The 12,720-nt window shown below is 28.2% G+C and carries 14 protein-coding genes; 8 read left to right on the forward strand and 6 right to left on the reverse strand.

Annotation, left to right across the window (positions count from 1 at the left end; genetic code table 11):
• The 5 genes from E4J94_RS14250 to E4J94_RS17655 form a co-directional block, all read left to right on the forward strand.
• On the forward strand, window positions 1-248 hold a 248-nt coding region (locus E4J94_RS14250; protein ID WP_135836463.1), incomplete at its 5' end, for a PAAR-like protein.
• A 10-nt stretch (window positions 249-258) separates the two neighbouring features.
• The gene (locus E4J94_RS14255) at window positions 259-2,541 is read left to right on the forward strand and encodes a hypothetical protein (RefSeq protein ID WP_135836464.1); all 2,283 of its coding nucleotides are present in this window, start codon (window positions 259-261) and stop codon (window positions 2,539-2,541) included.
• A gap of 6 nt (window positions 2,542-2,547) precedes the next feature.
• Window positions 2,548-3,141, forward strand: a complete 594-nt coding sequence (locus E4J94_RS14260) for a hypothetical protein (protein ID WP_135836465.1) — start codon at window positions 2,548-2,550, stop codon at window positions 3,139-3,141.
• A 304-nt stretch (window positions 3,142-3,445) separates the two neighbouring features.
• The gene (locus E4J94_RS14265) at window positions 3,446-3,895 is read left to right on the forward strand and encodes a hypothetical protein (protein WP_135836466.1); all 450 of its coding nucleotides are present in this window, start codon (window positions 3,446-3,448) and stop codon (window positions 3,893-3,895) included.
• Complete coding sequence (locus tag E4J94_RS17655) at window positions 3,888-4,040, forward strand: hypothetical protein (RefSeq protein ID WP_168801890.1); 153 nt, start codon at window positions 3,888-3,890, stop codon at window positions 4,038-4,040. Before E4J94_RS14265 ends, E4J94_RS17655 begins: the two co-directional genes overlap by 8 nt.
• A gap of 46 nt (window positions 4,041-4,086) precedes the next feature.
• On the opposite strand, the gene E4J94_RS14270 is transcribed toward E4J94_RS17655, so the two are convergent.
• The gene (locus E4J94_RS14270) at window positions 4,087-4,401 is read right to left on the reverse strand and encodes a DUF4286 family protein (RefSeq protein ID WP_135836467.1); all 315 of its coding nucleotides are present in this window, start codon (window positions 4,399-4,401) and stop codon (window positions 4,087-4,089) included.
• Window positions 4,402-4,512: 111 nt separating this feature from the next.
• On the opposite strand from E4J94_RS14270, the gene E4J94_RS14275 reads away from it, so the two are divergent.
• On the forward strand, window positions 4,513-5,895 hold the full coding sequence (locus E4J94_RS14275; protein ID WP_038334410.1) for a dipeptidase: 1,383 nt from the start codon (window positions 4,513-4,515) through the stop codon (window positions 5,893-5,895).
• A 96-nt stretch (window positions 5,896-5,991) separates the two neighbouring features.
• Window positions 5,992-7,143: an FAD-dependent monooxygenase gene (locus E4J94_RS14280; RefSeq protein ID WP_135836468.1), complete on the forward strand. Its 1,152-nt coding sequence runs from the start codon at window positions 5,992-5,994 to the stop codon at window positions 7,141-7,143.
• 1 nt (window position 7,144) lies between these two features.
• Here E4J94_RS14280 and E4J94_RS14285 read toward each other — a convergent pair whose 3' ends face one another.
• The 5 genes from E4J94_RS14285 to E4J94_RS14305 form a co-directional block, all read right to left on the reverse strand.
• Window positions 7,145-8,260 carry a dienelactone hydrolase family protein gene (locus E4J94_RS14285; protein ID WP_168801891.1) on the reverse strand — a complete coding sequence of 372 codons (1,116 nt, stop codon included), beginning with the start codon at window positions 8,258-8,260 and terminating at the stop codon, window positions 7,145-7,147.
• Window positions 8,261-8,285: 25 nt separating this feature from the next.
• Entirely contained in the window at window positions 8,286-9,941 is a 1,656-nt protein-coding gene (locus tag E4J94_RS14290) for an alpha/beta hydrolase-fold protein (RefSeq protein WP_135836470.1), read from the reverse strand.
• Between the two features lie 63 nt (window positions 9,942-10,004).
• Window positions 10,005-10,808, reverse strand: a complete 804-nt coding sequence (locus E4J94_RS14295) for a helix-turn-helix domain-containing protein (RefSeq protein WP_135836471.1) — start codon at window positions 10,806-10,808, stop codon at window positions 10,005-10,007.
• 26 nt (window positions 10,809-10,834) lie between these two features.
• Entirely contained in the window at window positions 10,835-11,320 is a 486-nt protein-coding gene (locus tag E4J94_RS14300; RefSeq protein WP_135836472.1) for a DUF1493 family protein, read from the reverse strand.
• Window positions 11,321-11,326: 6 nt separating this feature from the next.
• On the reverse strand, window positions 11,327-11,629 hold the full coding sequence (locus tag E4J94_RS14305) for a hypothetical protein (protein ID WP_135836473.1): 303 nt from the start codon (window positions 11,627-11,629) through the stop codon (window positions 11,327-11,329).
• A 168-nt stretch (window positions 11,630-11,797) separates the two neighbouring features.
• On the opposite strand from E4J94_RS14305, the gene E4J94_RS14310 reads away from it, so the two are divergent.
• Window positions 11,798-12,637: an aldo/keto reductase gene (locus E4J94_RS14310; protein WP_135836474.1), complete on the forward strand. Its 840-nt coding sequence runs from the start codon at window positions 11,798-11,800 to the stop codon at window positions 12,635-12,637.
• The last annotated feature ends 83 nt before the right edge of the window (window positions 12,638-12,720 follow it).

Here is a 12,720-nt window from a genome sequence, read left to right on the forward strand (position 1 = left end):
CTGCGGGTAAATGGCAAAAAGCTTGTGATAAAATTAAAGTGATGGATAAAAGTTGTTTGACCGAAATTTCTGAATTAATGTGCGCAACTGGAGGAAAAATAACGATTCTGAAACATGGACAGCAAAGTGAAATTGGTAAAAAAAATGTAGAAAATGCGAGTTCTTTTGAGCAACAAATCTATAATCCCGTGATTGATTTTGATGAGTTTAAAGATCAAATTGTTCAGCAAAATGTAGATTATTATTAACGGTTTTACTATGAAGATAATAGGAGAGAAAAAGCCAATTGTAGGTGTTACAGAAATGTATTCGGTAATAGATTCGGACGGAGTTTTGTTCACAAATAATACGAACAATGTGACTTATGCATGGTATATTTTTAAGAAATATAAGAATGGTGCTTTTGTGAATGTTACAAAAAATAATGTTCCGAAAATAGGACAAACTGTTCCTTACTCGCTTGGCTATAATGTAGAGTATCGTTTGGATGTTTATAAGTTAGAGAAAGAATTATTGTCACAAAAAGATAAAGCAAGTTTTGTTGCGAGTTATTTTGTAACTCCAACTAAAAAAGGAAGTAAATCTGAAATAAAAAAAGTTGTTCTTTACAATAAAGGTGCAAAAAATGTAGATTTAGCAGGTATTGGCAATTCGTTGACGGTACGAGTAGAATGTATCAATATGATAAACAAACAAGTGAAAGTACATGTTTGGAATGTTGAGAATAAAAGCGAATCTAATTTTATAAATGCAGATATTAAAAGTGAACCTAATTTGATGAATTCTAGATTAATCGATATTAATGAAAAAGGAATTGGATTAACACAGTTTAATGTGATGCAATTATTATCGCCAACAGATAGTATGGATTTGATGATAGGTAATAAAAAAGCAATAGGATTCTACGTGACTGCAACCTATGAAGAACAATCTGTTACCAATAAAACAGCTGTCGTTGTAGTTTCTCAATATCAATCTATTGCTGATATTTTTGAGAATGCAAGGTCTATGTCTTCTTATAATGATATTGAAACTCCTGCACCTGAGAAACCTAAAGAAAAAAAATGTTTCTGTAATAGAGATTTTAAAGAATCGGATGTTAAAGAACTTGTTAAATTCTTAAAAGGAAGAGAAGCTATTTGGGAAGGTTATAAAAATGCTCCTTGTACTATTGATGACAAATCTTTTGCAACACTTACAAAAGAATTGAATGCAATGTTCAAGAAATATAAGATAAATCATTGTGCACAAAAGCTACATTTTTTGGCACAAGCTTGCCACGAAACAGATACGTTTACCTTGTCTGAAGAAACTAAAAGTAATCATGCCTCTAGTCAGAGTATTTACAAAGGGAGAGGGATTTTACAACTAACAGGAGTGAGAAAAAATGGTGAAAATTATTATGATTTACCAGGACCATATGAAACATATAGTGATTATATAGGGATAAATGCTATTAGAAAACCTCAGATTATAGCCGAGCAAATAAAATATTGTTTAGATAGTGGCGGATGGATGTTTAGTGTTTTCAAGAAAATGCCTAATGCTCCTTCTCAAGCAGTAGATAGATGGGGAATAGAAACTGCAGGTAAATCACTAAATGAGCTTGCTTTGGATGGAGATAAATATTTAGAACTAATTTCTGCTTTACTAAATGGTCGTCCTAAACCAGAAGCAATGCCCAATGGATGGAACAAAAGAAAAATGAATTATGATTTGCTAAAAACAGGATTTTTTAATTACGACTTTTTCCATAACAATGCTAAGCAAAAAACAGAAGTTACTGATGATGTTGTTACATACCATATTTACGCAAATGGAGAAATAGAACGACATATTCCCAAAACAATAAAAAGTGGTTATGAAGATAAATACAAATATGTGTATCATGACAAGGATGATAAGAAATACACTATTTGTACAGTGAAATGGCATGCCACAGGAAGAAAAGAAACAGGTAAAAATGAAGGAAAAGTTATGCCAACACACAGTAAAATTATTTCTGATGAAAAAGTTTCTGAAGGACAAACAACTAGAAAAGTAATATATGAAAATGGAGACGTTGCCGAATATGGATATAACAAAGGAATTTATTTTTGGAATTTATATAAATCACTGAAAGGTAAGATTGAATTAGTTAAAATGCCTAATGAATTGAATTATAATTACTCTGGTGTTGTCGTGAAGTATTCTTTTTCAAATACACAAAGACGATATACTAGCCCTAATGCATTAGCTGGTTTTATTGGGGCGTTGGCTGAAACTGGATTTACTAATATAATAACAACAGGAAGTTGTTTTGCAGAAGGTACTTGTTTTCCTAGTGTTGCACATGTTAATGGAAAAAGTATTGATACCTTGTATATAGATAGAGCTAATCAAACCGAATTTATCACAGCTATGAATAAATTTGGTTTTAATGATCAAATAACAGGAAATGATGGAACTCATACATATAAGGGAACAAAAAATAAATCAGATCATAATGATCATCTTCATTCAGGTTTTGATGAAAGCAAAATAAAGTTAATTAAACAATAATTTCATATGTTAAAAAATATAATTATAATACTAGTAATATCAATTTTCACTACAGTTTCTTGTCAAGAAAAGAGAAAAATACATGAACCAATAAATATAGTAAATGAACCAATTGAAAAAATAAATGATAGTTTATTGATAGGGTATTCTAAAATTTCAGATATAAAATTTATAGAAAATATCCATGATGGGGGATTTAAATATTTTGATATATATGAGGAGATACTACAAAATATGAATAAAAAATTTATAAATTTTCAAAAAGAAGATACAATTGTAGAAGAGAAACTAAATAATATTGTTTTAAGATTAGTTAAAAAAACTATAAAAGAAGATCATATAGAAATTGAATTACAAACTTTTAAGAGTAATAAAAAAATAGCTTCAATTCTATTTTATAAATATCAATGGGATGAAAATGTTCCTGATAATAAGCAAAGACTAGAATGTTTATCTTATATTAATAGTGATATGATTTTATGGCATTTAGAGACTTTTACTAATCATAGCGAAGATGCTTTAGGAATAGATGGATGGAATAAATATAAAATTAATCTAGAAACTGGCGATATAAAATTTATAGAAAAATTAGAGTATTGAAATCAAATTTTTAAAAAAAATCAACAAAATCAGCAGGTCATCACCATCACTTACATATAAGAAAAGAAGGGTATAACCCTAAATACAAAGAAATAATAGAATAAAAAATGACTCAATGTTAGTAAAATCTGTATCTAGTGCTAATTGTGATTATTTTGAAGACCATAAAGAAGAAACTAAATGGATTAAATGGAAAAATAATAAATGTAAAGAAATTGAATTAAGTTTTTGTTATTAAAGGGTGAAATCATTGCAGCTCTAATTGGCGCTTTAGCCAAGGGTAATTTCACCATTATTTCTGGAGGTGCTGCAGAAAGATGGAACATGTTTCCCTAGTGTAAGTCATGTTAATGGTCAAAGTATAGATACTGAATATTTATCTGGAAGTAAAACACAAGAATTTATTGATGCCTTAGCTTATTTCGGTTTTAATAGTTTCTATTACAGTGCTAATATGAAATTAATTCAACCCAAAAATGCTATAACATTTAAAGGAGAAGGTGGACATAAACATCATTTACATGCTGGTGCAGAAACAATAAAAGTAAAAGAAAAAACCTATAACAATATGAAACATCTATTCATTATTTTCACTATACTATTATCATTTTCTTGTAAAGAGAGTAAAGAAAATACAGTAATCGAAAAAGTAACTAACAATAAGATTGAACCTAATTTTGACAGTATTAAAATATCATCCTTGCCTTTTGGAAATAAAATATTAATTGATAATTTTAAAAAAATATTTGAATGATAAATTTGATGAATGGTATGGAGAAAAACCAGAAAAATTACTTGGATCAGGTTCTTATTGGCAAGAAAACAACTATTATGGTCTACCAAAACTAGAAGAATATGTTCGTGATTTTATTATAACTCATCATTGGACTCAATATTAATGAAAAAAAATTAAACAAAAGCTCGAGAAAATTCTCGAGCTTTTGTTTAATTATAATCTCCTATATGTTCCATTTCACTTTCGAAACTTAGTACTTTAGTCGCATATTTTTGCAAACATTTTTGCTTGATTTCTGATAAAAAATTATTCTTGAATTTATCTAAAGTCAATTCATCATTCACAAATAATTGCAACGAATAAGAAACTGCACCTGGTTCTACATGAGAAGTTATTTTTCCTAAACGAGCTCCAATAAAACAATTTGATTTCAAATAATCATTAATATGCTCTTTCTGAATCCACTCAAACCAATCGTCATGCACCTCTTGTTCAACAATAAAAGTTGTATTATATAATATCATTGTCTAATTTTTTGCAAAGATACAAAGGTTTTCGCATTATATTTTTCTTGAAAAAGAAAGTCTAATCAAGATTTTATTTTTAAATTTACCTATTATTCATAACAAACAAAGATGAACAATACGCAACAATTTATACAAGAGAATAAACAACGTTTTCTTGATGAATTAATCGAATTACTTAAAATTCCTTCAGTTAGTGCTGATCCAGCCTACACACAAGACGTAAATGATGCTGCCGAAATGGTTGCAAAATATTTAAAAGAAGCAGGTGCTGATAATGTTGAAGTATGCGAAACAGAAGGTTTTCCTGTTGTTTACGGAGAAAAAATAGTTGACGCTTCAAAACCTACTGTTTTAGTTTACGGACATTACGATGTACAACCAGCTGATCCTTTAGAATTATGGGAATCTGGACCATACGAGCCAGTAATCAAAAAGACAGAAATTCATCCTGACGGAGCAATTTTTGCTCGTGGTTCTGCTGATGATAAAGGTCAAATGTTTATGCACGTTAAAGCTTTTGAGGCTTTAAACAAATCAAACGAATTACCTTGTAACGTTAAATTTATGATCGAAGGTGAAGAAGAAGTTGGTTCTCCTTCATTAGTAAATTTCGTTAAAAACAATAAAGAGAAATTAAAGAATGATGTAATTTTGATTTCTGATACTTCTATGATTTCAAACGAACAACCTTCTATATCAGTTGGTTTACGTGGTTTATCTTATGTAGAAGTTGAGGTAAAAGGAGCTAATCGCGATATGCACTCTGGTGTTTATGGTGGGGCTGTTCCAAATCCGATTAATGTTTTAGCAACAATGATTGGAAAATTAATTAATGAAAAAGGTCACATTACAATTCCAGGTTTTTACGAGCCAATTCTTGAATTAACAGAAGATGAAAGAGCAGATTTAGCAAAAATTCCATTTGATGTTGAAGAATACAAAAAATCTATTGGTATCGCTGATATCCAAGGAGAAGAAGGTTTTTCTACAATCGAGAGAGCGTCTATTCGTCCTACTTTAGATGTAAACGGAATTTGGGGAGGATACATTGGTGAAGGTGCTAAAACAGTTATTCCTTCTCATGCATATGCTAAAATCTCGATGCGTTTAGTTCCAGGACAAGATCCAGAAGTTGTAACAAAACAATTTGCAGATTATTTCCCAACGTTAGCGCCATCTTCTGTAGAAGTTAAAGTAAAGCCACATCACGGAGGTAAACCTTATATTTTACCAACTAATCACCCAGGTTTTATCGCTGCTAAAAAAGCATTAGCTGAAACTTTTGAGAAAGAAGCGTTAGCTGAAAGAGCTGGAGGATCTATTCCAATTGTTGCTTTATTCGAAGAAGAATTAGGAACAAAATCTGTTTTAATGGGATTCGGATTAAACTCTGACGTTATCCACTCTCCTAACGAACATTATGGTTTATTCAATTTCTATAAAGGAATTGAAACTATTCCATATTTCTACAAATATTTTAACGAACAATAATTTTCGACAAAATAACTTAAGAAAAGCGAATCAATTTGATTCGCTTTTCTTTTTGGTTTATAGTAGAATGATTAATTTTGAACTTTATTTTTATCAATGAGTAAAAAATTTTTAATCGCTGGTGCAGGAATTGCAGGTTTAACTTTAGCAAAAGCTTTGCAAGATTTAAATTATGACTACGAAATCTTCGAAGCTTCGTCAGAAGTTCGTGGAATTGGTGCTGGTTTTGGTTTGGCTTCTAATGCAATGAAAGCATTTGAGATTCTTGGTTTAGCGGAAGAAGTTGTGCCTTTGGGACATATGTTAGAGGATTTTGAAATTCAAGACTGGAAAGAAAAAACAATTCTAAAAGCAGATACAGAACGATTAAGAAAAAACTATAACAACGGAAATTTTGCTATTCATCGAGCAGATTTACATCACTTTTTAGTTTCAAAAATTGATTCCAATAAAATTAAAACGTCAAAAAAAATAAAATTATTTGAACAATCTTTTGAGAAAGTTGTGCTTCATTTTGAAGATGGAACTTCTACCGAAGGTGATTATTTAATTGGTGCTGATGGGATAAATTCTACAATTCGTCAACAATTGTTAAAACATTCAACACCTCGTTATGCAGGATATAATTGTTGGCGTGCCATTGTGGAAGATAAATCTTACAACTCAAAGAAAAGTATCGAAACTTGGGGACCGAATGGTCGATTTGGTTTGACACCATTAATTAATAATCAAATTTATTGGTATGCTTGTGTCAATACAAAACTAAATTCTGAAGTCTACAACTACACTTTAAGTGATATTAAAAATCAGTTCAAAGATTATTCGGGACAAATCAGAAATACTTTACAAAAAACAAATCCAGAAAGCATCATAGCAACACCAATTATGGATATTAAACCGATTAATAATTATGCATTTAATCGTGTCTTATTAATTGGAGATGCAGCACATGCAACCACACCAAACATGGGACAGGGCGCATGTATGGCAGTGGAAGATGTTTGTGTTTTGTATGATGAACTAATCAAAAAAGATACTGATGTTTTATTAGCTTTTGAACATTATAATTTACGTCGTTTGAAACGTACACATTATATTATCGATACTTCTCGTTTAGCTGGAAAAGTTGCTCAAGTTGATAATAAATTCTTAATGAATTTCCGAAATTTTGCTTTCCGAAATTTACCACAATCTTTGATGCAAAGTCCATTAGAAGACTTGTTGGAAGAAGATTTCATGAAGATTTAGTTTATTCCATTATTAATTTATCTAATAATTTTTTCATTATTTCTGTTCCGTTTTCTTGGTAAATAAAACCATGATTACCCTTTTCTAATGATTCTAAATGCCAATTTTTGTTATGTTCTTTTAAATAAATTGATTCCACTTCCTCAAATTTAAAAACGTTATCATCTTTAGTATTTAACATATAAAAAGGTTTTTTGATTTTCGAAAAGTTAATCTCTTCGATTTTTAGTTTTGGATCTGCAGAAAAAGCATAAAAACCTTTAAACAAATTTGAATGATTTGTAGCAAACCAAAATGTTGCTGAACCGCCATTTGACATTCCTCCAAGATAAATTTCTTTCTTGTTTATAGAATATTTTTTTTCAACTTCTTTTACAATCGATAAGACATTTTCAAAAGCTCTTTCTTGATTTACCCATCCGAAATCTTTTTTTCCAAATGGATACAGAATAATAGCATTGTATTCATCTGCCAAAGAAAATATAGGTTCTTGCTGTATTTGATAATTATTATGAGTAAAATTTTCTGTACTCACCACTCCTCCATGCAAATAAACAATCACTCTTGAAGGCTTTTTAGACGAATAACTTTTAGGAATTAAAACTAAATAAGGAACTTTGATAGAATCTACATTGTTTGTATATAAAGCAAATCCTGCATTTGGCTGATCTGTTTTATTTTTTACTCGATTGTTAGTTATACTTTTTAACCAATCTGCATTTAATTTTTCTTCACGAAGTTCTTTTTCTTTTAATTTCTCTTTCATAACAGAAACTAAATTATTCCATTTTGAATCAGAAAAAATTTTAGAAAAATTTTCATCATTAGAAAGATAATCAACTTCTTCTTTGGTAGAACCTAAACCTTTTTGAACTGCCATTTCTAACCAATCTAATGCTTGAGTTGGTTTATTACAATTTACGGAAGAGATTGCTCCATAATAAAAATCATAAGGGTTTCGATTTTCATTATTCAGAATTTGTTCAAAAATTTTATGTGCTTCACAATATTTTTTATCTTTTAACAATTCTTGAAGTATAATTGTTTTTTCCTCATAAGATTGAGCATTAAGAAAAGTAATAAAAAAGAATATAATTAGTAAGAATATTTTTTTCATAATCATGTTTTTTTAGTGATGTTATTTATAATTCAAAATCAATAGAATTAATCCAAACTTGTTCTTTGTCAATGTTTTTATTGAAATTTTCTTTCATAAAAAATGAATTATAATCTACTTTTTGATTGTATATCAATTTATTATTTGCATAAATTTTCAATTTCTTACTTAGATTAATCATCTCAGGAGAAATATATAATCGAAATGATTTTACAGAAGATGTTTCAATATCAAATCTATTTTTTGAATAAATTGCTTTGATTAAACCTGATTTACGAGGAAAATTAAAAGCCATTTTATCCACATCTTTTATTTGTAGACTATCATTATTATCATATTCTAACCATTTAGTTATTTTGAAATTATAATTTTTTTGCCACTCTTTTTTAGTTGAAATTGTATCCAGTTTTGTGATCTCTATCCAATCTACTTTTCCATATTTCACATCATCTGTTTCCCAAATTAATTTCTTCGGAAATGGATTTCTTTTTCTATTCATTAAATCATCAAATAATATTTTATACGCAGCTTCTGAACCATTAAATTCTGGAAACCAATGTGGATAACCATTATATCGATAATCTTTATAATCAATATTTAATGATTGCATCAATGCAGTTAAATCATCGTTTGCTTGTGGTGGAAAATAATAATCTAAATCTGTAGAGAAATTTATATAAGAACGATTCAATATATTTTGAACAAACGTTCCTCCTGTTCTAACAATTGGCTGCGTATTAAAGCCATAAAAACCTGCAAAAGAAGTGGGTTGTTTTACTAAATAATTAAAAGAACCACTTGCTCCATTAGAATGTCCCGTTAAAAATACTTTATTATCATCTACATTAATTGTTGATTTTATTTGACGAATTATTTCTGGAATCATGTAGAATCCTTTATCTGAAGTTAACCAGTTGTAATTTTTATCAGCTTGAGGAAATACTAAAATAACATCATGTTTATTAGCATATTTTGTATAAAATCTATTCCAACCTTTTAAATTATCATCTGTAGAAAATGTTCTCAACTCATTATAATTTACAGCTCCATGAAGAAAAATAAGCATTGTATATTTCTTATTTGGATTATAATTTTTAGGTAAATGAATAAAATAAGAAGATTTTAAAGTGTCATTGATAGGAAAAAAAATAGAATAATTTTGTTCTTTCTTCGATAAATAAGATGAAGAATTTCTTAAACTTTTATAAAGTTTTTCCTTATCATTAATATCTACATTACTTGATTTCTTAGTTCTAAAAAATTCATCATTTGTCAATTGAATACTATCATAAAATTTTTTAGATATTTTATTTGAAGTTTCTACTAAATTCAACCAACGGTTATCTTTTAATAAGTTTTTAAACTTTATTCTAGAATCTTTATCTAAAATAAAATACCAACCAGGAAAAGGTTTAGAATTTTTCTTAACTAACTTTTCTAAAAAATCAAAACATTGAGTAGCTTGATTAACTTCGTTAGAAAGTTCCGCAGCATCATATAAATCGAAACTATTAATACTGTCTTTATGTAGATTAAATGCTTTTGTATAGTAATCTAAGGCTAAATCCTTTTTGTCTTCTTCAATTAGATTTTCAGCTTTTGAAATTAAATTTGAATAAGTTTCTTGGCTAAAAATCTGTGTGGATAGAAATGTAATAATTATAAAGATATAATTTTTCATGGGTTGAATTTTGTATAAAAATAGAATCAACAAACATAAAAAACTTGTAAAATTGGGACATTTTTAATCTTTATAGAATCTCCAAAAAGTATCTTGCTCCCCTATTAGTTGTCCATTTTTATAAAATTGATTGGGTGATTCTGAAACAAATTTTTTATACAATCTATTAAAATGAGATTGATCCGTAAAATTTAATTTATGTGCAATCGACGTAAATGTCTCATCAGGATTATGTAACAATTTCTCTTCAATAGTTTTTCTAAATAAAACTATTTCATGAAAATTTTTAATGGAAACTCCAATATTTTCTTTGAAAACTCTATTGATATGTTTTCGACTAAAACCTAAATAATCAGCAAGTTGATTAACTGTAAAATCATCATAATGTTTAAAAATATAATCTATTGAATTTTCTATAATTACATTTTCAATTCTAGTTATTTTATTCAATAAAATAGTCTCAATTATTGAAATAAATTCTTCAGATTTTATGTGATTAAACAAATGATTGCATTCATCTTCATTGAAAAAATCTAAATCATCTATAATACTTGAGAAATCTATATTAGTCAGAAATTGATTGATTCCAAAAGGTTTAAAAACCATTACAAACCGTTCAACTGAACCAATTTGCTGAATGTGTAAAACATCTGATCGTAGAGGAGTAAAAATTTGAAGAGGAATGCCATTTTGTTTGTAAACCGTATTTTCTTCTATATATTCATGCGATTTGTAAACAGAAATCGTATTATTATAATGTGGAAAACAATCATATACAGTTAATGTATTATCATGTTTAATATCAACATAATAATAATCAATATACTTTTTTAGTAGTTTGTTATTAGGTTTAAATGTTGTGAACATTAATAATTTTTAATCTAGATATTTATTTAGCAGTTATGCAAAACAAATTTTACATTACTTCTTAACGTATATTTCTTGTTGATATAAGAAGTTAACAAATCTCCAAAACTCATATCAAGAGTTTCTCTTTGATTAGTTGAAAATAATTTCACAATCTTAATCAAATATTTATTTAGGTTAATCAGATCAAAAGTAAATTCTTTTATTAACCAAAACAGAGAATATAACGGAAGAAAAACCATATTGAAGAGAACTTGGAATCCATTCGCTAATTCTCCTTCTGACAAAAAATGTTTTGAATAATCAAATTTAGAAAAATCAATATCATATTTTTCTATAAACGCTATCAAAAGTGATTCATTATCTAATCCTGATAAAAATAAATCTTCCTCAATCAGAATATCAACATTTTCAACTTTTTCTTTTGTTGTTTTTTCTAGAAAATTTTTAACTTCTATATACGATTGTCTTAAAGTTGCGAAATCTACATATAAAATCTGTTTTTCTTCCATAATCACTTACTTCAACAGTACATTATCTTCTAATTCTTGCTTCGAAATCTGAAAATGTTTGACAAATTCTTGCTCAAAAGATTCTAAATCCATTGTAATTTCCCAATCACCAAATTCATTTTCGAACAAATCAATCATATGTTCTTTTAAATCATCTAATTTTTGTTGAATAAATTCATTTTGCTGAATATCTTCTGCATCTTTCTTATCTAATACAACTTGTTGATTGATTTTTCTCAGAATTAAAGCATTGATAAATTCTTCATGCATATTCATAAAATCCTCAATCGTACCTGTAAATTGTGTCATTTTTAATATTTTTTCCTACCACTTTTCGAGAATAAATATAGAACTATTTTATTAACAAACAATTAAATTTAAGATTTCTATAAATGAGTTTTAACATAAGAATTAACGTCTACTAATTATTGAAATTGGTTGTTTTGAGATAAATTTGAATATATAAATATTGAAAAAATGGAAAACTTTAAACTATCAAATGGAATCGAAATTCCTGCAATCGGATTTGGAACATGGTTATTAGAAGGTGAAAAAGTTACAGAACCTCTAAAAATAGCGCTAAAAAAAGGATATACTCATATTGACACAGCAGCAATCTACAAAAATGAAAAAGAAATTGGCGCTGTTCTCAAAGCTGAAAATGTAGATCGTAGCAAATTATTTATAACATCTAAATGTTGGAATTCTGAGCGTGGATACGAAAAAGCAATGGGTGCATTTGAGCAAACTTTAGCTGATTTACAGACTGACTATTTGGATTTATATTTGATTCATTGGCCTGCAAATGAAACACAATTTCCTGATAATTGGGCAGAATTGAATGCTGAAACTTGGCGAGCTTTTGAGGAAATTTACAAATCTGGAAAAGCAAAAGCTATTGGTGTAAGTAATTTCAATATCAATCATTTGGAAGCTTTATTTGAAACAGCTAAAATCAAACCAATGGTTAATCAAATTGAGATTCATCCAGGTCATTCGCAACCAGAATTAGTCAATTTTTGTAAACAACACGATTTGTTGGTTGAAGCATGGAGTCCACTAGGTTCAGGAAGAATTTTAGAGAACGAATTAATTGTTTCTTTGGCGGAAAAAAACAATGTTTCGGTTGGTCAAATTTGTATTAATTATTGTTTGGCGAAAGAAATTTTACCACTTCCTCGCTCCTCTTCAGAAAAAAACATTGAAGCAAATTTAACTTCTAATAGTTTTAAATTGAGCGCAGAAGATGTAAAAGCGATTGATGAAATGTCAGCTGATGGTTTTTCTGGATTGAATCCTTCAATGGTTGAATTTTAACAAGTTAAACAAATTCACTAAAATAAATTTCAAAAACCTCTGTAAAACAGAGGTTTTTTCGTTTTAAATCTTCAAAAAATCAA

It is taken from the genome of Empedobacter tilapiae, from assembly GCF_004785645.1.
GTDB lineage: Bacteria > Bacteroidota > Bacteroidia > Flavobacteriales > Weeksellaceae > Empedobacter > Empedobacter tilapiae.